This window comes from Acinetobacter sp. YH12218, from assembly GCF_013417925.1.
GTDB classification, from domain to species: domain Bacteria; phylum Pseudomonadota; class Gammaproteobacteria; order Pseudomonadales; family Moraxellaceae; genus Acinetobacter; species Acinetobacter amyesii.
This window is the reverse complement of record NZ_VPDB01000034.1, coordinates 15155-39934: the sequence shown is the minus strand read 5'-3', so window position 1 is coordinate 39934 and position 24780 is coordinate 15155. Positions and strand designations below refer to the sequence as shown.

At 39.8% G+C, this 24780-nt stretch carries 20 protein-coding genes; 5 read left to right on the top strand and 15 right to left on the bottom strand.

Features of this window, described 5'->3' with window-relative positions; translation table 11 throughout:
- The 4 genes from FTV03_RS10795 to FTV03_RS10780 form a co-directional block, all read right to left on the bottom strand.
- Positions 1-3713 (bottom strand): DUF6531 domain-containing protein (locus FTV03_RS10795; protein WP_180041401.1); only part of this gene is annotated, 3713 nt, incomplete at its 3' end.
- A 65-nt stretch (positions 3714-3778) separates the two neighbouring features.
- Positions 3779-7195, bottom strand: a complete 3417-nt coding sequence (locus tag FTV03_RS10790; RefSeq protein ID WP_180041400.1) for a type VI secretion system Vgr family protein — start codon at positions 7193-7195, stop codon at positions 3779-3781.
- A gap of 237 nt (positions 7196-7432) precedes the next feature.
- Positions 7433-9247, bottom strand: a complete 1815-nt coding sequence (locus FTV03_RS10785) for a tetratricopeptide repeat protein (RefSeq protein WP_180041399.1) — start codon at positions 9245-9247, stop codon at positions 7433-7435.
- 115 nt (positions 9248-9362) lie between these two features.
- Complete coding sequence (locus FTV03_RS10780) at positions 9363-10133, bottom strand: ThiF family adenylyltransferase (protein ID WP_180041398.1); 771 nt, start codon at positions 10131-10133, stop codon at positions 9363-9365.
- 199 nt (positions 10134-10332) lie between these two features.
- Here FTV03_RS10780 and FTV03_RS10775 point away from each other — a divergent pair, with 199 nt between their 5' ends.
- Entirely contained in the window at positions 10333-10773 is a 441-nt protein-coding gene (locus FTV03_RS10775) for a GNAT family N-acetyltransferase (protein ID WP_180041397.1), read from the top strand.
- Between the two features lie 56 nt (positions 10774-10829).
- Here the strand turns inward: FTV03_RS10775 and orn are convergent, their stop codons facing one another.
- The gene (gene orn / locus FTV03_RS10770; RefSeq protein ID WP_067763591.1) at positions 10830-11387 is read right to left on the bottom strand and encodes an oligoribonuclease; all 558 of its coding nucleotides are present in this window, start codon (positions 11385-11387) and stop codon (positions 10830-10832) included.
- 125 nt (positions 11388-11512) lie between these two features.
- Here orn and rsgA point away from each other — a divergent pair, with 125 nt between their 5' ends.
- The 4 genes from rsgA to secB all read left to right on the top strand — a co-directional run bounded on the left by rsgA (position 11513) and on the right by secB (position 13843).
- A complete protein-coding gene (gene rsgA, locus FTV03_RS10765; RefSeq protein WP_180004539.1) occupies positions 11513-12571 on the top strand; it encodes a ribosome small subunit-dependent GTPase A in 1059 nt (352 codons plus the stop codon).
- A gap of 93 nt (positions 12572-12664) precedes the next feature.
- Positions 12665-13072 (top strand): rhodanese-like domain-containing protein, encoded by a 408-nt coding sequence (locus FTV03_RS10760; RefSeq protein WP_078189639.1) that lies wholly within the window; start codon positions 12665-12667, stop codon positions 13070-13072.
- A 20-nt stretch (positions 13073-13092) separates the two neighbouring features.
- Positions 13093-13347, top strand: a complete 255-nt coding sequence (gene grxC, locus FTV03_RS10755; RefSeq protein ID WP_078189640.1) for a glutaredoxin 3 — start codon at positions 13093-13095, stop codon at positions 13345-13347.
- A 40-nt stretch (positions 13348-13387) separates the two neighbouring features.
- The gene (gene secB, locus FTV03_RS10750; protein WP_078189641.1) at positions 13388-13843 is read left to right on the top strand and encodes a protein-export chaperone SecB; all 456 of its coding nucleotides are present in this window, start codon (positions 13388-13390) and stop codon (positions 13841-13843) included.
- A gap of 163 nt (positions 13844-14006) precedes the next feature.
- On the opposite strand, the gene FTV03_RS10745 is transcribed toward secB, so the two are convergent.
- The 10 genes from FTV03_RS10745 to FTV03_RS10700 all read right to left on the bottom strand — a co-directional run bounded on the left by FTV03_RS10745 (position 14007) and on the right by FTV03_RS10700 (position 24780).
- Positions 14007-14813 (bottom strand): enoyl-ACP reductase, encoded by an 807-nt coding sequence (locus tag FTV03_RS10745; RefSeq protein WP_078189642.1) that lies wholly within the window; start codon positions 14811-14813, stop codon positions 14007-14009.
- 151 nt (positions 14814-14964) lie between these two features.
- Positions 14965-15786: a TatD family hydrolase gene (locus FTV03_RS10740; protein ID WP_180041396.1), complete on the bottom strand. Its 822-nt coding sequence runs from the start codon at positions 15784-15786 to the stop codon at positions 14965-14967.
- Positions 15787-15794: 8 nt separating this feature from the next.
- The gene (locus tag FTV03_RS10735) at positions 15795-16751 is read right to left on the bottom strand and encodes an RsiV family protein (RefSeq protein ID WP_180041395.1); all 957 of its coding nucleotides are present in this window, start codon (positions 16749-16751) and stop codon (positions 15795-15797) included.
- Positions 16752-16825: 74 nt separating this feature from the next.
- The gene (locus tag FTV03_RS10730; protein ID WP_180041394.1) at positions 16826-17653 is read right to left on the bottom strand and encodes a hypothetical protein; all 828 of its coding nucleotides are present in this window, start codon (positions 17651-17653) and stop codon (positions 16826-16828) included.
- 106 nt (positions 17654-17759) lie between these two features.
- Positions 17760-19349, bottom strand: a complete 1590-nt coding sequence (locus tag FTV03_RS10725; protein ID WP_180041393.1) for a peptide chain release factor 3 — start codon at positions 19347-19349, stop codon at positions 17760-17762.
- 161 nt (positions 19350-19510) lie between these two features.
- Complete coding sequence (locus tag FTV03_RS10720) at positions 19511-20938, bottom strand: McrBC 5-methylcytosine restriction system component (RefSeq protein WP_020752793.1); 1428 nt, start codon at positions 20936-20938, stop codon at positions 19511-19513.
- A gap of 1 nt (position 20939) precedes the next feature.
- Positions 20940-22583, bottom strand: coding sequence for an McrB family protein (locus tag FTV03_RS10715; RefSeq protein ID WP_179995076.1), 1644 nt, complete (start codon positions 22581-22583; stop codon positions 20940-20942).
- A 23-nt stretch (positions 22584-22606) separates the two neighbouring features.
- On the bottom strand, positions 22607-22807 hold the full coding sequence (locus FTV03_RS10710) for a DNA translocase FtsK (protein ID WP_004842512.1): 201 nt from the start codon (positions 22805-22807) through the stop codon (positions 22607-22609).
- A gap of 21 nt (positions 22808-22828) precedes the next feature.
- Positions 22829-23590 carry a PP2C family serine/threonine-protein phosphatase gene (locus FTV03_RS10705; RefSeq protein ID WP_004842513.1) on the bottom strand — a complete coding sequence of 254 codons (762 nt, stop codon included), beginning with the start codon at positions 23588-23590 and terminating at the stop codon, positions 22829-22831.
- 185 nt (positions 23591-23775) lie between these two features.
- On the bottom strand, positions 23776-24780 hold the full coding sequence (locus tag FTV03_RS10700) for a Fic family protein (protein ID WP_180041392.1): 1005 nt from the start codon (positions 24778-24780) through the stop codon (positions 23776-23778).

Below are 24780 nucleotides of genomic sequence, written 5' to 3'. Positions count from 1 at the left end.
TAGACATAATGCTTGGTGTAGTTTCCTTCGAAGTCATTAGATTGCTGTGACTCCCAAATCATCAGGTCACCGTCCCAGCCGAATAAGGTCAGGGTTTGCGCATTTTGATTTTTCTTATATAAACGCCTTCCAAATACATCATAACCATATTCAGTCGCCTGACCATTAAGCTCACTTTGGATCAAACGGTTCAGGTTATCCCATGTCAGTTTTAATGTTTTACCTGCATGGCTGCTTTCAATTACATTGCCTTGCGCATCGTATTTATAGTTTTTACCCTTATATTGAGCAATCAAATTACTTTTCACTTGAGATGCCTGCGTGGCAATCGGGTCAATCAAATTCCCCGCAGGGTCAAAAGCAAAGCTTTCCGTTTTATGCACACTTTGGCTCTGTATCAAACGGCCAACCGCATCATATTGATAATTCAGCTTGCCTAAACGGCTGTCATCCACCTGAGTGAGTAGATAATTTTGATCATAATGATACTGCCGTTCCGCCTGATGCTGTACTCGCCCTAGAGTCTCTTGCTCTGGCTGAATCAGCTGCGAACTGAGTAAGCCTACATCATTATAATTTTTGCTTTGAACCAATCCATTGGCAAGCATCCGCGCTGTTTCACGGTGCAAGTCATTGCGCTGAAATGCCACCATGTCTTTTTTATTTAACGCAATGCCATAAATATGCCCTGAACCATAACTCAAATTGCTTTGAACCTGTCCATCAGGGCGAATCGTTTGAGTTAAATTTCCCAGCACATCATATTCATAACGCAGCACAGCCGTCAGCGGAGTTAAATGCGGCACTTTATAATGCTGATGCTCACGAACCAATTGGCCAAGCGCGTTGCGATAAAAATCGATTTGACTGTCTTTATTCCTCGCCTTACTCAACTGATGATTCAGGTTGTATTCAAATTCTTCTGTTTGACTTACACGAGTTTGTACATGAGTATAAGTTTTTGAAGCGATTGCGCCATCAGCAAAATATGCAAATTGAGTAAACACATTCGGCTGACGGATTTGGAACAGCTGACCGTTTTCATTGTAGCTATAATATTTTTCTTCGCCGTCGAAGGCCTGTTCACGTGCCAATTGACCATAACGGTTATATTCAAATAAATATTCTGCATGGTTTTGATTGATCAGCTTTTGAATACGGCCTTGCTGATCCCATTGGTAGCCTATTTGATGACGATTCGCATCTATACGCTGTTCGAGCAAACCCACAGCATTATAACGGTACTGTGTACTTAAACCTGTAGTATCCGTATGCTTCAGCAAGCGTCCTTCTTCATCATGTTCAAATTGTTCTTTTAAACCATCAGGGTAGACAATAGCTTTAAGCTGGCTTTTGTCTTTTCCTTCTGAACTGTAGATATATTGCACACCTGTTTGGTCTGCGGCTTGTTGTTCTTTGAGTTGCCCTTCTTCATCGTATTGCCAAGTACTTTCTTTGCCTGAACAATCGGTATATGCGGTCATTTGTCCCAAATCATTGTATTGAATTTTTTTAGCGCCGCCTTTGGCATCAATGATTTCTATAACTTGATTATCGTTGTTGTATTTATATTGCGTGCTATAACCTAAAGGATTAATTTCCTTGGTGACATTACCATCCGCATCGTATTCTTTTTTCCAAATATTCCCTTCTGGATCTTTAGTCTCAGTTAAATTCCCTGCTTTATCATATGCAAAGCGGATCATACCACCATTCGGCTGTACGATTTTAACCAACTGATCTTGCTCGTTATAAATTTGTTCGGTTTCTAGGCCTGCAAAATCAATTTGACGGGTAATGCGTTTTTGACTGTCACGAGAGAGCCACTTTTCTCGGCCATCAGCTAAGCGTGTGCGATAAGTAAAACCGTCTAAATCAAAGTAGTAATAGGTTGGCACATCATAAGCATCGTACACAGCAACTTGGCGCAGTCTCGGGTGCCACTCCAAACGTGTTTTAAAACTACCATCATCTGCCCATTCTGCGATGGCTTTGGCATTCGCCTCTTTTGATTCATAACGGATATTTTGCCCACGACCAGTACGGTCGGTATAGCGGGTCAGCTGATGCGCATCATTATATTCATAGCTGCGTACATGGCCATTTTGATCTACAGCCTTAATTAAATTGCCTTGCGTATCATATTCATAACGTGACACTGGCTCTGCCTGTTCATCCACAAAAGCAGCGATAACTTTTACTTGATCATTAAAGGCAAACTTGAGCTGGTGTTTAGCTTTCTTCAGTTGAAAATCAATACTTTGCAGATAAGCCTGCTGTTCAAATAGTAAATAACTTAAAGCAACTTTTTCATCTGTTTCTTCATTGAATTGCTGAATCAACTGATAGTGTTTTCCGCCATTAAAGCTGTGAAAATGGAAACTCCACGCTGAACCAAAGTTTAGTAGCAAATCTTCATTTTCTAAAGGTTCTACCGTAAAGCCTTCATAAGGCACCGTGTATGCTTCATACAGGATTGACTCAGGCAACTGATGCTTGCGCCCATTACTGTCTATAAATAAGTAGCCATTTTTATTTTGGCTAATGACATTCGAAAAAGGCATCATCCAACGCGCGCCCATCATGCTGCCATCAAACTCATGCATTTGCGAATTATATTGACGGCTGAAGCTAAAGCCCACTTTGGGTAAGTAGAAATCAGTATGATTGACTCGTTCTGCGCCAATGGAATAGCTGATACTGTGCTTAGATTGTGAGTCAGCTCCTTGGCAAGGCGGATTATTCAGTGCATCGGCCTGTAAAGTTAAAAACTCTAAAGTATCACCTGTTGTATGCTGCTCATGCTCACCAGTTTGATTTAAAGGAACGCTGGCACTGGCTTTATTGCCTTGTTTTTTGATGGCTTTTAAGGTTTCTTGTATCAACCAAGCAATACTATATTTTGTACCTGTATTTGCTTGTTGCTGAATTAGATTCGGTAAAAGCGATTGTGCTTGTTGTGCTTCCAACTGTAAAGATGTGACCCCTGTTGGCTTTTTAAGTTTCGGTATCAAACTAGCAAGCGCACTGGTTTGTGTCAGATCAATCAGCGGTTTCGTCCAGTTACTAAATTGTTCCGCTGGATCTCGTTTTTCGGCAGTTGCGCCAAAATTAATGGTTGGTGATACCAGTCCTGATTTCGTTTCAGTTGCAAAGGCTGAGAGTATGGATATACCCAATGTGCTTGCACCTGAAAGCAAGGTAGGTAATTTAGCTTGTGTTTCAGTCAGGAATTTTTCTATATCCCCTGCCATTTGCGCATTTAAATGCAAAGACATGCGACGGATATCGGCTTCTTTGACTTTACCATTTTGCGGATATAAACATTCAGCCATGAGTCCCAATAAAGGACGTAAAGCCATTCGTACATGAGCTTCGGCTTTGGGTTCTAAGTATAAACCAATCAAGTTCATACAAAGTAAAGCGCCTTGCTGTACTCCTGACTCACCTTGTTTTTGCTCAGTACAAAACAATAGTAAATCTAAGACTGAACCTGAAAGTGCAAAAATATTGGCAACCGTTGGTACATTAGCAAGACTTTTCAACTGCCCTAAGTTGGTATTACCACATTGCTTTAAATAGTTTTCAATTTGATGTGCAATAAACTTATGATCTTCTGTATGCGTCACACTCTCTAAGTTAAAAATCGCCAGTTCAACTGCTGGCTTAGTTGTTGTCTGTTGTTCTTGTTGAACATTTTGCTCAGTTGTCATGTAAAAACCTATTACTCAAATTCTAAATATTTAAAATTGTGTTTTGCTGTCGCTCTTATGAAGTACTAACCATTGTTCTTTTTCGGTCGTGTGGTTTCACTGTAAGTGAGGTAAGGACTTGAATATTGTTTCCGGTCCACCCAATCATCATCACTAGCAAGGACAGGTATCGCTTTTTCTGGTGCAGCTTCCGCTACTTTTATTTCAGGCACTTTAGGCACTGCGACTGGTGCAGCTGTCACATTCGTAGGCGTTGCAGAGCCTTCTCGAATGGTTTCCGTATAAGTCAATGCGCGTGTGGAATAAGAAATTTTACGGCCCACTATATCCTTATCAATGGTTGCTTGTGAGTTCTGAACTGCGGCAGCAGTTGACCCAGAAACGATGCCGTTACTCATTCCACTTCCACCTAATACGCTGGATAAGCCTTGTGCACCCTGACCCAAACTTGCCATTTGTGAAGCAGAAAGTCCCAAGTTGAGTTTCGATGAAATTGCAGATAGTGCAGAGTTGGTGACTTGGTCTTTAAATTGATTTAATGCCTGTCCACCTAGATCTTTTAATGCATTTTTTCCGATATTTTTTAAAGAATCGGCATTTAAATTAAAGAGATTATCTTTTAACTGTGATGTTAAATTTTGCCCCAACGAACCCAATGTATTTTGTAAAAAGTCCGAAGCGCCTGGTACCACTTTTTCCGCCCAATCATAGTTGCGATTAAAGTGACTAGACTGATCCCACGCACTGCGTGGATCTTTATCAAACTCCACTTTCGCGGGTCCCGGTGCAATGCCTGTAACTTGTGCAAAGCCATTGCCATCGAGTTTCCCTGAAACTTGTTTACCTAAAGCATCAATCACTTTAAAACCGGTGCCACTAAAGAAATCTTGCCCCCCATAACTTTTAAGAAGTTCTAAGGCACCTTTCAAAGGGTTTGAAGCAGGAAGTTGTGTAGACTTGCTTGCACTCGATGCAGGTTTAAATAGATGCTGCCCTGCATTTACTTCAAATTTACCGCCTGTCTTAGCAAGAATTCCCGAGCCATTTAAAGTAATTTGGGAAGAAGCTCCTGTGATCACAATCTCTTTAGGACTGCTAATCTCTATTTTGTCTTCAGTAGAAGAAATCGTAATTCCTTTTTTTGCCAAAATATCCAAAGCATCAGACTGTGCATGAATTTCGACTTTACTTTGCGCTGCTATTGCTTTAATACCACCTTGAGCTGCAAATAAGCTAACCTTACCTAAAGCTTGTCCCACAATATTTTTTTGCGTACTCAGGTTAATGCTATCACCGGCAATTTGGTTGATCATGCCTGTTGCAGATAAATGAATATCCTCTGGTGTACTAAGTGCAATACCATCCACTGAGTTAAGTAAAAGAATGGCTTTTTTAAATTTAGCGATATCTTTTTCTATTTCACTGGCAAAAGCTTTGAGCTGTTCAACAGATTCAATTTCATCTGTTTTTTGTTGTTTTGCAATATCACTTAAAGACTTACTATTACTATGACTCGTCTCCAGCTGTGTTCTTGCAATCTCTGCATCTAAATGTTCACCATTGGCCTTTTCCTGTTTATAAGTCGACACCAATAAACCTTGTCCAGCTCGTAGCGCCCCCCATTGATCCGTCCTCAGCTCAAAACCTTCACCCCGACTTTCACTCTCAGCTTTTTCTTTAGGATGACTTAAATGCCCTAAATTCAGTTGTGTTGCACCATGACTACTTTGCAGCTGGGTACTAATTTGCCCCGTGGTGTCATCAAAGCGTAATTGACCAAAACCCTCTCCCGCCACTTCTTTGGAACGAATTCCCGCAAGTTTTTTGGTATCGGGTAATTGTCCTTTATTGTCAAATTTAGTGGGACTACGCTGCGCTTCATGAATACGACCCACGACAAAAGGTCGGTCAATGTTGCCATCAAAGAAATCGACGACAACTATTTCACCAATTCGAGGTAAGAAGCGTGCGCCATAACCTTCGCCGGCCCAAGGCGTCAGTACATCAACCCAAGCCGAGTCTGTGTCATTATTATTCGCACCTGCACCGCCATCATGAACATGATCATCGGAACGGGTAAATAGGAAACGGACTTTTATCCGCCCCCATTCATCAACATGGATTTCTTCACCGGCAGGACCCACAACTTTGGCACGCTGTGGATGTGTTACTGGTCGATGTGTAAGTGGATTAAATTCAGGAACGGTCGTAATATTTCGACGTTGCAAAGCCAAGGTATTGGCTTGGCGTTCATCCGCATCGCTTTGTTTGACTTGCCACTGACTTTGATGGATCAGTTGTGTAACTTGATCGGTTAAGTCTTTGGGTAAATTATTTTGGTTATAAAAAGACTTAGATAAAATCAAAAATTCTTGATCGGCACCACGATGCTGGTCAATCTCTGGATGCTCATCCAATTTGAACCAATAACCAACTTGTGTATCACGCACGGTACTTTTAGCAATAAATTGTTTGGCTTGAGCTGCATAATAATCACTAAAATTTTGATTGAGACGTTCAACTTGAGCACTATTAGAGGCAGTTGCAGCATCTTCACCATTCAGATCTTGTATCCATGCAGGGCTCACATGCCATGCCTGCTCTAAGCTTAAGCTCGCATTATCTTGATTTTGACTATGTAGATGCTTGCTTTGTACTGCACCACCACCCTCGTCCTGTTCAAGCACATCCGCCTGCCACCGCTGCACATGTACCGACGTCGGCTGCAGACTGCGCTGACCGATAAAACTGGTCATACTGTCATTTTTTTCAGTCGCACTACTGCGATGAAAACGGATATTACGTCGCTCCAAAGCTTGATATTGACTATTATCATCAATCAAACGTAGCTTTTGGGCTGCTATGGGTGTCGCAGACGATGTTACAAAAGATTGAGCTTCATCAACCAACCAATGAATGCCTTCACTGCGTAATAAGCGGGTAATAAAATCATAGTCGGTTTCATTACTTTGCATCATGAATGGTCGAACGTCATACTCTTTTTTTAAGCCACTTAAGTCCAAACTTAAGCTCGCTGCAAAAAGTGGGCTCTTTTTTTGCCATTCCTTAAAAATAATCTCGACCACATCTTTGACCGATTTATTCATAAACACGCGGCTATTACGACGCTTATGCCATAATGCCGTTGCATCTTCTAAGGTCAACTTATATAGCGTTAATGCACCATCACTTTGGCCTTGAAATGCTTCTGTAATGATCCCGGTAATACGAAAAAGTTGACCCGCATCGGTTACCTGATCGATTGCGACTTGTGTACCAATAAATTGTTTGAGTTCTAAGGTGGCAGAAGTTGAGAGACAGATGAGCTGAACATTCAAACCTTCACTTAAGGCATGTTCCCCATCAATACGTTGCAAGAATACTTGTTCATTCAGCGTGGTATTGGAAAATTGAATATGCAAAGCACGTTTTTGTGGACTAATGCCCAATTTTTCAATTGCAGAATATATATTGTTCAGCATCGTTATTATCTAAAATCAGATTTTTATAAAATATGCGGGGTATTTAATCAAAAAAACTCATATTTTTCTAGGCATAATTTGCCTGCTTTTTTGGGTTTTATGTAAGTAAAAATTCAAATTTCCACATCAATTCTTTATGTTATTTTTACTCTATTTATTTCTGTATTAAAATAAATGTAGAGACCATCAAACTAAACTTCAGGTCTCTTCATACCACCTTACTGCTTTGCATCACGATTAATTGGCATTTAAAAATGCGTGAATATTCTCCAATTGTTCTTGTGCTTCAACATAGCCTTGCAAAGCCGCTTTTTCCAAATATTGCTGTGCAATTTTAAGATCACGCTCTACGCCCATGCCATGAATATAGAAATAACCCAATCGCGTTAATGCCGCAGCATTCATCCCTTGAGCCGCTTGTACATAATAGCTATGCGCTTGGGATAAATCTTGCTGTACACCCAAACCATGTTCTGACATTTCACCGAGCTGGTACAAGGCAGTCGCATTTCCCAATGCTGCCGCTTGCGAGAAATATTGCAATGCTTGTTGGAAGTCTTGTGTTCCCCATTGTCCTTTTAAATTAACCACACCCAGTTGCGTAAGTGCATCAGGATGACCTAATTTTGCCGCTTTCAACAATGCCTGCTGGGTTTGAGCTTCATCAAACTGTAGATCAGGCAAGATATTGTCCACGGCTAAACGGTAGAGATACCAAGCAGCATCCTGCGAACCTTGTTCTGCGGCTTTTTCCAGATAACTCAGACACTGATCACGATGTGCTAATGGATACTCAGGCAATGCATAAAAACGTCCAATCAGATAATTTTGATCCGCGACACAAGTAATGGACATATCATTTAAATGCCTAGCAGCTTCAATTAAAAGTTGCTGTGCTTGCTTGATATTTCGCTCAACACCGACCCCATGTAGGTAGCATAGTGCTAAACCGACTTGGTTAATGAATAAGGGTTTGAATTGATACGCTGTTTGATATAACTCAAATGCTTTTTGCGGATCATCACTAACCAAATACTTTTCAAAATACAGCGCTGCAATAAGACTAATTGCATCAGCATCTTTAAGTTGAGCAGCTTCGGTCAGAAAGCGAAAACCTAAAGTTTCCTGCTTCTCCAAGTACCAACCATGAAAATGTGCAATACCTAATAATCGGCTGGCTGCAGCAACTTTGTGCTCTTTGGCCTGCTGCAAAAGATCATGATAAACCCGCTGACGCTGATCGACATCGATCTTACCCATCAACACCGCTTGATAATATTCATACAACTGCTGCTGGTGCCCGAGTAGCAATCCTCGCTTTAAATATTGCAATGACTTTTCATCATTTTGCGCAAGATACTTTCCTTGAGCATAGAACTGCTGCAATTGCTGAATAGCCGCCATATGGTCTTGTTGGGCAGCTTTCAGTAAATATTCCAATCCCAGAGCAATATTTGGCGTGGCTTGTTTTAAATAGAACTGTGCCAATTGATACTGTGAATTGGCATGTCCATTGTCCGCATTTTTTTGCAACAAATCTAAATGTTGCCGCTCGGCATGTGTTTGATCTTCTGGGTTTAATTCGGCGAGTCGATATTGTGCATCCAAATGACCGCGTGAAATCGCATGTCGATACCAATATTGTGCTTTCTCAATATTGGGCACTCCGCCATAGATACCTTCTTCAACTTGCCCCAACACATATGCAGCATCATCACTGCCTAAACTATTGGCTTTTTCCAATAAAGCCAGCGCATTTTCCACACTGACTTCTCGGCCTAAGCCTTGTAAATGCATCTGCCCCATAGCGACATAGGCCTGCGGAATTTCATGCTGTTTGGCCAAATTTTGATACAATTCATAGGCACGCGCATAGTCGGTTGGTGCATCAAGCATTAAACGTTCTGCGAATTTCAGCTGCGCATCTAATTGGTCTATCCACAAGTCATGCCCAACCGCTTTAGCCTGATCGCGTTTCACTGGATCGGGTCTTTTCCACATCCAAAACGCAAGTACTCCCATCCCCAAAATTAGTATCAGTAAAAACCACATACTCGCCCCAAAAAAATCAATATTTTAATTATTCCAACATTGTGTCTGATTTTAATTCTATATACAAAAAAAGCACCGAATTCGGTGCTTTATTTTTTTCAAAATGAGATAACTGTCATGCTTTTGCTCGTTTTGCATCAAGTTTTTTGAGCACCTCTGACACAGCCACCATCGCAAAGCTGGACGTCACCACTACTGCTGAACCATATCCACCACAACGTAAGCCCGCACTTGGACAAACATCAGCACTGGAAAATGGATTATCAATCGAATAAACACAGGTAATCCCAAACTTTTCTTTCGGCTTTTTACAAATGCCTTTGCAGCGTAATTGTGTGCGCAATTTAGCTAACATCGGGTCTTGCTCTGTTCTTGATAAATCTGCGACTCGGATTTTCAGCGGATCAAGTTTACCCCCTGCTCCACCGGAAACGATCAACGGAATTTTATTAAAACGGCAATGTAGCATTAAGGCAAATTTGGCCTTCACATCATCTATGCAATCTAAAATCAAGTCAGGATCACCTGCCAAAATTTCTTTGACATTTTCAGGTGTTAAGTAATCATCAATTAAATTTATTTTGATTCGGGGATTAATCGCACGGCAGCGCTCTGCCATCACTTCAATTTTTTCATGTCCCAGTGTCGTGCTCATGGCAGGCAATTGTCGATTAATATTCGATGCAGCAACTACATCCATATCGACCAAGGTTAGCTCACCAATACCTGTACGCGCTAAAGCTTCGACCGCCCATGAGCCTACACCACCAATCCCAATCACCATGACATGACTTTTTTCATAATGATGAAAACTTTCATCACTATATATTTTGGCTACGCCAGCAAAACGGCGGTCATATTCATCATCTTGGAGCAGTTCAGTCATAGGTCTGGAGGCAGTGTTAAATGAGCCGCCATTTTAGCAAATTCACTGCTTTTTTTCTTTGATAAAACGCAATTCAGCATACATCGCAATAGAGCGGCATTCGCATCAGGTCTAAATCCATCAAAATAAACATTTACAGCGAACGGAGGTCTGCTTTAAAAAGTATAACCATAGATCAAAAAATCAAGTGTGTATTGCCATGGAGATCCATCCTCTGCCAAATAATTTAAAAATTACAGATGACAAAAATAAAATGGATTTAGACACAGTGCATCGCTTTTTAAGCCATACCTATTGGTCAAAAGATATTCCAAAACATGTGGTGAAAAAAGCGATTGAAAACTCTTTGGCCGTGGCCTTACTTCTCGATGAAGAACTCATCGGTTTTGGTCGTGCCATTACGGATTATGCAACTTTTGCTTATTTAGCCGATATTTATGTCGCCGATGAGCATAGAGGCAAAGGCTATTCAAAATTAATTGTGAGTACTTTATTTGAAAAATGTGGCTCCGCAGATCTAAGACGCATGTTGCTTGCGACGGCGGATGCACATGGTTTATATCGTCAATTTGGCTTTACCGATTTGGCTCAACCTGCAAATTTTCTCGAGATTCATCAAGCCAACATCTATCAAAGATAGAGAAAATATCTCGGATAAAAAAAAGAGGCTTTCGCCTCTTTTTCGATCTTACAACCTTAGTCTTTATTCATAATAAAGAAATATTCACGGTAGTATTTGAGCTCTGCAATCGAGTCACGGATATCATCCATTGCTAAATGCGAGGCATTTTTCTTCAAGCCCCCCATGATCTCTGGGCGCCAGCGTTTCGCCAATTCTTTCACTGATGATACATCGAGATTACGGTAGTGGAAGTATTGTTCCATTTCAGGCATTAAACGATGCAAGAAACGACGATCTTGGCAAATTGAGTTACCACACATCGGTGATGATTTTGGATTCACCCATTTTTTCAAAAATTCTAAAGTTTGCTGTTCAGCATCTTGTGCTGTCAATTTACTACGACGTACACGTTCGATTAGGCCTGATTGACCATGTTGGCGAGTATTCCATTCATCCATTGCATTGAGCACACGGTCAGACTGATGTACCGCAAGCACAGGCCCTTCCGCCAGAATATTTAAATTATCATCCGTCACAATTGTTGCAACTTCAATAATCTGGTCGTTATCTGTATCTAGACCTGTCATTTCAAGGTCAATCCAAATCAGGCGTGTATCAGGTGTGCTGCTCATAAATGTGCAATCTTATTAGGCTGTAAAAATGAACATAGTAGCAAATTTATTGGGCTTGCGCTGTAAATAGCCCCTGCTTTCATGCTATTTTTGCCATCTAGTTTTCATGGTTTTTTAGGATATGAATGGCTTTAATTCGTAAGCGCCGACTGACTGAACAGCAGCAACGTCGCATTCAGAAGCAACATAAATCTCGTCAGGAAGAAATCGATACTTCTGCAGATTTGGAAGGCTTGGTCGTCCAACATTATGGTCGTCAACTTGAAGTTCAAGCGCTGTCTACACCCGACCAACATCCTGAAAAACCCATTGTGCAAGCAGGTGAACCTGAACCCCATTGGAAACCCATCGAATTAGGCAGTGTTTGGCGCTGCCATACCCGTACCAATCTCGAATTATTGGTGACGGGTGACCGTGTCAAATGGCAAGCTGACCCGATTACAGGTTTAGGGATTATTACCGCGATTCATCCACGCCAATCTTTACTGACACGCCCTGACCGTTATCACAAAGTGAAACCTGTCGCAGCCAATGTCAGCTTGATTGTGATTGTATTTGCACCGCTTCCTGAGCCAGCACCAGGCCTGATTGATCGCTATTTGGTGGCCTGTGCAGATGCCGATATTCCAGCATTATTGGTCTTAAATAAATCCGACTTGCTTAAAGACAATGACCCGATTTTAACGCTATTACAAGAATATCGTGACTTGGGCTATGAGGTCATGCAAACTCAATCTGATGGTGACTTAAGCGCACTTTCTGCTCGCCTTTCAGGTGAAACTGTCGCATTTGTAGGTCAGTCTGGGGTTGGTAAGAGCACTTTAATTAATGCCATTGTTCCGGATGCTGCGCAAAAAACCAATATTATTTCGGAAAACTCCGCGCTCGGTCAGCACACCACCACGTCTACGCGTTTAATTGCGTTTGGTGAAGGTTCTGCATTGATTGATTCCCCGGGAATTCGAGAATTTGGTTTATGGCACCTAGAATTGGAAAAAGTTCAGCAAGGTTTCCCTGAGATCGAATCACATTTGGGTTATTGTCAGTTCCGTAACTGTACGCATAAACATGAAAAGCAATGTGCGCTTAGAATGGCGGCTCAAAATGGCGAAATTTTGCCGCGCCGATTAGACAGTTATTTACGTCTGATCGACGAAATCACGGAAGCGCAGCAAAAAAATTAATTTTTATTCTGTTCATGCCCTTGAAGGGGTGATTTTGATCACCATATTTATGGGCTATACTCTTAGCAATTTAAAATTGTAGTTAGGTGAATTGTGGAACGTTGGTTCGAATTTATGGGGAATCACCCCTTCTTATTTGGAACGCTGGCTGTATTGGTCGTGCTGTTCTTTATTCTTGAAGGCCAGCGTAATGGTCGCAAAATTTCACCTCAATCTTTAGGGATTTTAGTTAAAGCTAAAAATGCTCAATTGATTGACTTACGTGATGCGAAAGACTTCCGCGAAGGTCATATTAGCGGTAGCCGTAATATTCCATATAGCCAAATTACAAAACACATTGAAGAGTTAAAAACTTCTGATCGCCCGTTGGTTTTTGTATGTAACCTTGGTCAAGTGGCAGGTTCTGCATTGCAACAAGTCGGTCATGCAGATGCATACCGTTTAGACGGCGGCATTAGCAACTGGAAAGCTCAAGGCTTACCTCTAGTTAAAAGCAAATAAGCGCTTCTTAGGAGATTAACATGGCTGAAGTTACGATTTATTCAACAACTGTATGTCCTTACTGCATTCGTGCAAAACAGCTCCTAGAGCGTAAAGGCGTGGCTTATAAAGAAATTAATTTATCAAATGAAGCGCCTGAAGTACGTGTTGAATTGATGCAACGCACCAACCACCGTACCGTTCCTCAAATTTTTATTAATGATCAGTTTATTGGCGGTTTTGACCAACTTTATGCTTTAGAGCGTGAAGGCAAACTCGACGGCATGCTATCTTAATTTTAAACATAAATCGTCACCTCATCTTAAGGAATAAACAATGAGTGAAGAACAACAAGCTCAACCACAATTGGCATTAGAGCGTATTTATACTAAAGATATTTCTTTCGAAGTACCTGGGGCTCAAGTATTTACTAAAGAATGGCAGCCTGAACTAAATATCAACCTTTCTTCTTCTGCAGAAAAAGTTGATCCAACACACTTCGAAGTTTCACTGAAAGTTGTCGTTCAAGCGAACAATGCGGGTGACACTGCATTTATCGTTGACGTTACTCAAGCAGGTATCTTCCTGATCGATAGCGTTGAAGAAGAACGTCTTCCTTACATTCTTGGTGCTTACTGCCCAAATATCTTGTTCCCATTCCTACGTGAAGCTGTGAACGATATGGTTACTAAAGGCAGCTTCCCACAATTATTGCTTACACCAATTAACTTCGATGCTGAATTCGAAGCGAATTTGCAACGTGCGCAAACTGCTGCTGAAGGCCAAGCTTAATCGCTTATCTTCAAATCTAAAAAAGACCGCTTTTAGCGGTCTTTTTTATTGCTTTATTTATTCCCTCTTCTTCTAGGAGATGAGAAATACTGTTTCGCAAGGGTAGAGGATTTTATTCCCTCACCCTAGCCCTCTCCCAAAGGGAGAGGGAACTTAAAGAGAATTACTCAGCATCTGCCATCAGATCAGCGCTCATACCTACAGTATTAAAGCCAGCATCAACATACAGAATTTCACCTGTAATACCATTTGCCCAAGGCGAGCAAAGGAACAATGCTGCATTACCGACATCTTCAATGGTGACATTGCGTTTAAGTGGTGCGACTTTTTCATTTAGGTCTAACATTTTACGGAAAGATTTAATCCCTGAAGCCGCTAAGGTACGAATCGGACCTGCTGAAATCGCATTTACACGAATACCTTCAGCACCAAGACTTGTTGCCAAATAACGTACGCCTGCTTCTAGTGACGCTTTTGCCATGCCCATAACGTTATAGTTTGGCATTACGCGTTCAGAACCTTGGTAAGTCAGCGTCAATAAGCAACCTTGACGTGCTGCCAATAAAGGTTTTGCCGCACGAGCCATCGCAATAAAGCTATATGCGCTGATGTCGTGAGCAATTTTAAAACCTTCACGGTCGGTAATATCAGTGAAATCGCCATCTAAAGTATGTGCCGGTGCAAAACCAATTGAATGCACAACACCGTCTAGACCATCCCAATGTTTAGCAAGTTCAGCAAAAGCGGTATCAATTTCAGCGTCCACTGCGACATCACATGGGAAAACTAAAGTTGAACCAAATTGTTCAGCAAAATCATCTACACGTTTTTTTAATTTTTCATTTGGATATGTAAAAGCCAGTTCTGCACCTTCGCGATGTAAAGCTTGCGCAATACCAAATGCGATTGATAACTTACTTGCAATACCCGCGATTAAAAAGCGTTTGCCAGCCAATAGTCCTTGTGCCATGTGAAACTCACTCAAAATAATTTAACAGCATAATGCCAAGTCTAAAGCATTTTAGAAATTGCATAATGCGCCTTTTTTTAGAAAACCATCATTGCATGCACGATGCGAATGAAACTAGATTCAATCAAGCAGCATCAATATTTATTGGCCCTTAAGCGTCCAGATGCAATGCTTGTAATGAATTAGTCCATAAGATCTGTGCAATCTCAGATTCAGTACGGTTTAAGCTCTGAGCTAACCCCTGCAAGACATAGGGCAAATTGACCGGCGTATTACGAGTACGCCCTTCCGTCGAATGCTGACAACATAAGGGTGTCATATCGGGGCAGTCGGTTTCTAAGACCAAATGTGCCGCCCCTAAAGTTTGAACCACTTGATGTAATTTTTTTGCATTAGGATTGGTGATTTGCCCTGTTATACCAATTTTAAAACCTAGTTTGGTAAATGCCTTCGCTTCTTCAACACCACCACTAAATGCATGTGCGATACCACCGAGTTTAAATTGATGCTGCTTTAGCATCGAAAGCACCTCCGCATGGGATTTGCGAATATGCAGCAAAATGGGTTTATCAAACTGCTGTGCTAACTCAAGTTGTGCGGAAAAATACTGCTGCTGCTTTTGAAAAAGTTCAGGCTGTTTATGCTGTTTCAAAAAGGTATCTAAACCTATTTCACCGACAGCAACACAATCATGCTGCTTTAGCATCTGCTCCACATCGAGCAAATGTTCTGTACGATGTTGCTCAATATAAAACGGATGTAAGCCGGGAGCTAAATAGCTTTTTGGAACATTGGATAAACGAGCTAAAAACTCTTGAGTTTGCAGCAAATCTTGAAAACGTGACTGTAAAAAACCAATCAATACCAACGCATCGACACCCGCCTGTTTGGCAGCATACGCCAACTGTTCCCGATCAGCGTCAAAATCAGGAACATCAAAATGCGTATGCGTATCAAACAGTGAGTAAGTCATTGAACTAATTAATTTGCTTTTACGGCTGAGGCTTCAGCAGCTTCAACTACTGGTAGATATTGCTTTTTCAAGATACTTTGCAATTGATCATAGGGAATGGTCAAGCGAGGTAAACCCACCACATACGGCCCAATTTCATATTCGGCATATTGCAAAATTAAACCTTGCTGACTCAGATAAAAATTATCAGACAGTTTAAATTTCCAAATCTGTTCGTATTCTTGAATATTGTCTGCCAACTTGGCATCTTTCACCCAAGTTTTAAAGACTTCATAGCCCCGCTTTTCAAGCTCTGCACGTTGATTAGGCAATAATATGTCATTGAGCTGTACCAATTTTTGAGTGCTTAAATCGAAGTTATAATATTGCTGTGCAGAAGAACCATGCGCTCCACCTAAATATGAACTGGTATTTAAAACCACTGTTGCCAAGGGTTTTTCAGCATTCAATATTTTAGGTTTAATCATCAAACTGATTTGCTGATTGGCACTTAAAGATTTCAATTCTTTATCTAAATTTAAAAACGCTTGCATATAAGGCTGCGTGGCTTTTTCCAATTTTAATTTGGGCGTTTCAACCTTGGCCAAAGCAGATTTTGTTTCAGATGCTGCAGGAACTTCACTTGCAGCGGGAGCATCAGTGCTCAGCGTCTTATCTTCTAAAGGCGAAATAGATAGAATTTCGTCTAACTGTTTTAAGATTTTCGCATCAATAAATTCATCAATAAAGGCTTGATTACTGTTTAAGCGTTCAACTGAAATTTCAGGACAGACCCCGCCATCACATTCAGGTAAATTCAGTTGTAATTTTTCCACATCACCAATCAGTTTTGCACTCAAATCTGGCTGTTCAGTTTTGGCTTGATCCGGCTTTTTTTCAGGTTCAGCTTGTTGTGGCTGACACGCCGTGAATGCAACAGAAACTGCCAATATTGAGCTTGCCCAAATTTTATTTTTTTGCACCATTGCTTCAACCTTTCATTTCGAATAATTGATATTTATCTCAGTAAATATCTCATCAAATTAAATACTTTCGTTGTTTAGAACATATGCTGATACACATCAGCTTTCAAGACTTGTTGTGTTTGCGCTTTGCTGAGATAAATATCCAGTTGTGTACTATCTTTGATAATTTCATCTGTACGGTAATGCAAACCGACACCTTCTTGATCAAAGAACCAATCTGCTTGGCCCCAATAGAGCTTTTTCGGTGCCGATTTTTTGACATCCACATCTTGTTCATCTAACCATTTGCCATAGGCTTGCTGCACAATGGCATCCATATTTTGCTGCTGCTTTGCATCAATAATATCTAAGGGTTTGAGATTTTTTTTCGCACGACGGTCTGCCACAAAAAAATAATAGCGCTCTTTGACCGTGATATTTTCCTGTTTGGTATCGACACCGATTTGCAGCAGCACATATTGATTCCGTTGATATGGAACTCGTGTGTACATCGCCAATTCATAGGCTTTATTGGTTTTAAACTCGGCCTGCCAAGCATCTGATTTTTTCACATACGCATCGACAGCTTGTTGGAGATTCATATTCTGCTTTAGTGCAATCTGATCTTGTACGACGCTCGCCTGATTCTTTTCAATCCAGCTATTCAACCACGTATCTACGGTCTGAATGGTTTGTATCTCTAAATCAATACAACTTTTATTTTCACAAAACGGTTTGGCAATTTTAGCGGCTTGCTCTTGGATATTTAAATAAGGCAAAACATCTGGATTGATCACGGCCGCTTCAGAAGCGCCATCATCGGCCGGCTTTGTCGCTTTGTTTTCTTTTCCTGAATCACATGCACTGAGCAGCAAAACACTCCCCAAAACTCCAAAAACTGTAGCATCCTTGAATTTTTTCATGATGTCCTAAACGACCAAATGATTGCGTAATGTATGGATTTAAAAACTCTACCACAAAATAAAACAGCTTCACGAAGAAGCTGTTTTATTTCTGTAAAAGAACAACTTAGTGTTCACGTGTATTACGGAACACGATATCCGGATAACGTTCTTGCATTAACTGTAAATTCACACGACTTGGTGCAAGATAAGTTAAATGACCACCGCCATCGACAGACAATTGGTCATGTGCTTTTTTCTTAAATTCGTTGAATTTTTTCTCGTCATCACAAGATACCCAACGTACGGTATTGATACTTACAGGCTCGTAAATACAATCAACTTTGTATTCTTCTTTCAGACGATATGCCACCACTTCAAACTGAAGCACACCCACAGCACCCACAATTAAGTCGTTACTGTTTTGCGGCATAAAGACCTGAGTCGCACCTTCTTCTGAAAGTTCTTTTAAGCCTTTTTGTAGCTGTTTTGACTTCAATGGATCTTTTAAACGAACGCGACGGAACATTTCAGGGGCGAAGTGAGGAATACCAGTAAAGTGTAAATCTTCACCCGAAGTGAAGGTATCACCAATTTGAATCGTACCATGGTTATGCAAACCGATAATGTCACCCGGCCATGCTTCTTCAAGGTGCTGACGGTCACCAGCAAGGAACGTTAAGGCATCACTAATACGCACATCTTTACCTAGACGCACATGTTTCATTTTTAAGCCTTTTTCATACTTACCCGAACAGATACGCATGAATGCAATGCGGTCACGGTGTTTTGGATCCATATTGGCTTGAATTTTAAAGACGAAACCAGTGAAGCCTTCTTCAGTCGCTTCAACTTTACGGTCTTGAGTTGGATGTGCTTTAGGTTCAGGCGCATATTGACTAAATGCATCCAAAACGTGGTCCACACCAAAGTTACCGAGTGCCGTACCAAACAAGACTGGCGTTTGACGGCCTGCCAAAAATTCATCACGGTCTAAAGGCTCATTGGCCATTTGAACCAACTCCAATGATTCTTCAAATGCGGCCCAAGCGAGATCGCCGACTTTTTCACGCAAATCTGCATAGTCATAGCCATCACGAACTTCAATATCCGTAATGGTTGAACCGAAACCCGCCTTATAAACGTAGAATTTTTCTTCGAGTAGGTTAAATACACCCGCAAAGTCACGACCTGTGCCCAGTGGCCAAGTAATCGGAACACATTTAATTTTTAAAACGTTTTCGATTTCATCTAGCAGTTCTAATGGCTCACGAATTTCACGGTCCATTTTGTTGACGAATGAAATAATCGGCGTGTCGCGCATACGACACACTTCCATCAATTTGATCGTACGATCTTCGACACCTTTTGCACCATCAATCACCATAAGCGCAGAGTCAACAGCAGTTAATGTACGGTAAGTATCTTCAGAAAAGTCTTCATGCCCTGGGGTGTCGAGCAAGTTAATCATCTTGTCTTTAAACGGGAACTGCATAACAGAGGTGGTGATCGAAATCCCACGTTCTTTTTCCATTTCCATCCAGTCAGACGTTGCCGCACGATCAGATTTACGGCTTTTTACCATACCTGCAACCTGAATCGCCTGTCCCCATAACAACAGTTTTTCTGTCATTGTGGTTTTACCGGCATCGGGGTGGGAAATAATAGCAAAGGTTCTACGAGCCTTTACCTCTCTAGCTAATTGATCTTTAAACATGAGAAAAATCTACAATATGTACACAGTTATGTACACATTTCTAAATATGTACTAAAACTGAAAAAGTGGGAATTCAAAATTGGCGCAATTGTAGCAGATTTAAACTCGCTATATTCAAGTCTTGTCTATTGAAGAATCTAGATCCTATTACTGAAAGTAAGTTAAACCATTTGTATAATTTTTTCTTTTAAGCGTGTACAAAAATCTAAACACTCATTCCTCATCGACAGATTAAATTCTAAATCACATTCAGTAATTTTAAAGAATACAACATGAAAAGGAATATCCACACCATGTTGTTTTATATTAGTAGAAATTACTCCATTAGTACTGTCTAAATGAAGTGATGCCCATCTTTTCTGTGATATTGGATATATAAAGCCACATCCTTTGATTTTCGCCTCATTAGCGTATTGACCTATGTAAGTATGGAGCTGAAATAGATCCTCTCGACCTACGCCAAATTTACTATCGAAAGTTTTATATTTAACATCAAATATATAAAGACCTTCAGCACTTTCCAGAACAAGATCTGGCTCTAATTTCCTCATATATCCAGTATTGATACCTGCTGATATTTTATGAATTTGCGCATATTTACTACGCACAATTATTCCTGCTCTTTTTATTAACTTACGAATAAAATATTCAAAAAGCATAGATACATCAAATAGAAATGAGCTCGATGCTTCATCTGAACTAAAATCCGAACTTTTTTGACTTATGATTTTCTTAGATAAATCTATAAGAACGTTGTAATCATTATAAAATGGATTTGTGAAATATTGCGTTCGCAAAATCTCCTTCCTTGTCCTTTTTACTCCCTTGTTAGCAATAAGAAATGCGTTATAGATATTTCTCGTATGCTGACAAAATGAGTAATGTTCTATCATTTCGTAAGTAGCAAGGAAAAGTGAAGCTGCTGGGTTTTCGTAGCTATGCTCTCTATAACTACATAAGTTTTTCCCTAATGTCTTATTATTAAAATAATCAACAACATCTATCTTCCCACGCACTCGCCCTAACTTCTCATTCTTTGTTATATACGTTTTAGGAAGTCCTAAGCGATATGCCCGCTTAAATTTAATATTCCAAAGATATGCGAGGAGCCATTCATAACCATCCCCATTAATTTGTCCACCCAAATTCTCTAACTCAAGAAAACCGTCAGCATCAGCAATAATAAACCTTAAAAAATTATCTCCGAATCGGGAACTAATCTTCAGTGAATATTTCCCCTGTTTTATAAAGCCAATAAGATTTCCTGTCGTAAGAGTAAAATTAGCTACATTAACACCGCTAACTCTTAATAAAGTATCATCCGTATTGTGCTCATATTCACTGTCATTAAATAGAACCAATGCATTAGCACCTCGCTTCACTAAGGCTTCATTGACATTAGTAGATATCTCATTAATGAACCGCCAAATTGCTTGGTCATTATTATAGGGGTAGGACCATTGTCCATTAGCCCTTTTATTTAGATTAATTGGCGCATCTAATCGTCGGTTGTGTAAAACTCCATCTTGAACCATATAAGTTTGATTATCGACTAGAGTTCCATTTTTAATGACATCAAAGAGCCACATATTAGACCCCAAAAGATTTACTAAAGGATCTAATCAACTCTGCTTCTTCGCCTGTACCACGTAAATATTCTTGCAACAATGGTCTGATACTATCTTCCCAAATCGAAGCTTTCACCTCAGTTAAGCTTAAACTTTTGGGGTATTTCAAATTCATCAAATAAGCATGCCCAATCTGATACTCGTGACCGAGCAAAGCTTGTTTTTCTATCTCTTCATTAAGCTTCTCAAGACTAATGGCTAGTTCAATCCATTTAGCACAATGCTCTGAAAGATAGTATTTCAACAAGCTTATATCTGGACTCACTTCTTGCCAAGAGAACCTGCGACGAAGAGCAAAGTCAAAACTTTCCACACTTCTATCAATCGTATTCATTGTGCCAATTAAATATATATTGGTGGGAATGAAAAATTGATAAGTCTGGCCTAATTCCAGCATCCCTGTTTTATTCGTATTCAGGTTAGCATATTGTGTTTTAACGCATCCCCTAACACCACGATATTCCAAGCAGTACATTAACTCGCCAAAAACACGAGATAATTCCGCACGATTGATTTCATCAATAATAAAAAAGAATGGAGGGATAGCATTAGAAACTAATTTAGTTTGGTCCTCTAATCTAAAGATATAGTCCCAATATGAATTACTGAGTTGATCTTTATAAGGATGTAAATCAAGGATTTTTATCTCATCCCATTCTTTATCTAGATGCAAATTAAATACATCAATTTCCCATTTACCAGCCTTTAAACAAAACTCTTTAAAAATCCCATTCTGTAATGTTAATTGGGCTTGTCCATTCTCATCTAAAATAGGGCGTAGTCCTTCAATGAAATCCTCATAGCTGAAAGACGGATGGAATTGCACTAACTCAATCTGACCTTGATGAGTAAAATCAGTATCAGGAGCAAACTCCTCTTTCCAAATATCAAACAAAAGTGAAGTTTGCTGACGAGCCTGAAAAGTCTTACCTGTTCCAGGAGCACCGTATTTAATAATTTGTTTTTTTAAACTGAATGGGTTTGACAAATTTTCATAGAGCTCCCAAACAAACTGACTTAAATAAAATTCGTCTGTTTCTTGATTCTGAATCTCTTCACTGAATACCTGTTTCAAAATTTTCATCAAAAATTGATTTTTTGAAAACCAATCTTGAGCTTCACTATCTGGATAAATTGGAATAATTTTTTCACGCATTAACCAGTTGAAGACTTGATTAAATTTACCTGAGTCTACCGTTGTAGAAACGTCAAGTGTGCATGCCGCAACAACTCGATTTATGAGTACTGGATTATTCGATTTACCTTGGTCAGACCAAGTCTTTTTAAAAACTTGATAAGTTTCAAAATTAGGATTAACAATCAAGCTTTCTAGATCTGATAAAAATTGTCTGTTTTTTATAAAATCTATAAAGTTTTGATTACTCAAAACTGATTGCCCACGAGAAGCAATTCCATTATCTAAGTTATAAAGAAGCTCACGTAAAAAACTCTCATCATGATTTGATAAGCCCTCTCCACTTTTTATTCTTTCACGAATTTTTTCGACCTTACTATAAAAATTTTTATATGCTTTATTCCACCCTTGAACCTCATGTTTTCTATTTTCTATTAAAAGCTTATAAAGGTTTTTTAATCTGATCGACATACCGTATCCTTTTCTAAATTACCTTACTTCGAAATTTTTTTTAAAATATAGCCTTGCTCTTGAACAAAGTGGCTCTCACAAATATTCTCTTCAATTAACTGATTTAGCACTTGTTCTGCTTGAGTATGTCCAATTAAAAACTTACGTTGTAAACTCGATACCGAAACGACACCTACTTCCTCTATGAATAATTTGGCACGTTCAAAAAGATCGTCTGATTGCATAATTCCCCCATTCTCAATGAATTAAATTTTTGCTCGTACTAAGATCATGCTGACATTGTCATACGCCTGTTTCGAATCTAATGACGCTTTCATGTCGAGTAACCATGCTCGAAGTTCCATATCTACTTTTAAAGCAGGCCATTCCGTACACTCCATCACATCATGCACACCATCGGTACAAACTAATAAGGCATCATTCTCAGTCAAATATTCTTCTGTTGTTGTAAAATCCATCACTTCATGCAAAGGATCAGCACAAAAGTATTGTAATAATGCACCATAAATACTGGCATAGTTTCCCCCTTCTTTTATCTCGCCATTTTCTCTTAACTGTTCAAGATAATTATGATCTCTCGTCAGGCAGTGCCACTTTTGATCATGCTGGCTAAACAAATATACTCGACTATCCCCAATATGTTGAATTGTCACAAAACCTTGTTCGCCATTATTTTGAATGAGTGCAAGTGTTGAACTGGCTCCAAAACTATTTTTTTGATGTGCTAATTGATCAACAAGATACTGCTGAATGGTAAATGCTTGACAAGTTTCTATCTTTTTATTTTGCATTAAAGCATTTAAAACTGTATAGGCTGCTTGCTCAGCTACTGGACTATTGCTAATCCCATCCGCTACAGCAACACACCACTGTTCTTTTTCAGAATGGCTATATAGTTTAGTGATGAGTCCATCATGTTGAATAACTTTATTTTCAATCAAAATGGCATCTTGTTGATACTTTGACCTCGCCTTCCATGTCAGACCTTGCATTTCAAAAGTACTCATCACATTGATCTCAAACTTAATAGTAATTTTTTTACCAAAACCCGATAACACAATCAAGAAAAATTTTATATAAGTTACTGATTAATAATTAATTATTTAATTTAAAAACTTACTTTACGCTTTTTAATTCTCATTCATGTCTAACTGTTTAAGTAAAAATGTAACAAAATATTTTTCAAGCTAAATCATGATTTAAGACGATACCTTTGCTTAGGGCTTTTCGGCTTATCTGGAATAGTACGCTCAATCAAATCTGCTTCTATTGCTGGATTCAAATAATTCTTTTGGAATGTTGCCCGATGGTTTAAACCAACCAATTGCATCAACTCAGCCAAAGTGTAGTCTTCTAGCTTCATTGCTGAAATTAAACGCTGAACTTGGTCGCTCACTTGTACATAAGCTTGAGCGGTAACATGACCGCTATCTTGAGCGGTATCAGTTGAACTAAGAATTGCATCTAAAATCATCTGTAAGATGAATTCTATAAATGGGGCTGAATCTGTTCGGTCTGTACTTGCTTGCAAAGCCTCATAGTAGGCTTTTTGATTTTGATAGATCAAACTCTCAACAGGAATATTAGCAAAGATTGGATTCCATCTGCTTAATATTAAAGTTTGCCATAGCCTTCCCATGCGACCATTGCCATCCGCAAATGGATGAATGAATTCAAACTCATAGTGAAATACTGAACTTTGGATAAGAGGATGCACTTCGCTATCATTTAACCAATCAAGTAAGTCAACCATCAGTCGATTAATTTGATTTGCAGGCGGAGCCATATGCACCACTCGATCACCTGACATTACACCGACACCACCATGACGATACTGACCAACTTCATCAATCAAGCCTGTCATTAAAATTTGATGAGCTTGTAGTAAGTCCGACTCTTGACTTGGTTGCCACTGCTGAAAGGCTTCATAGGCTTTAATCGCATTACGCACTTCCTGAACTTCTTTTGGAGGTGCAATTACGGTCTTACCATTTAGAATCGCCGTGATCTGTTCCGTACTTAAAGTGTTCCCTTCAATCGCCAGTGAGCCTTGAATGGTACGGATACGATTGGCTTTTCGTAGTTTCAAGCTGTCTTGGATTTCTTCTAAAACAGTCAGGCGCCCTATATTCTCACTAATCTGTGCAATCAGGTAAATGATTTTAGATGTGATGGTATAAGGCGGTTGGTATTTCAT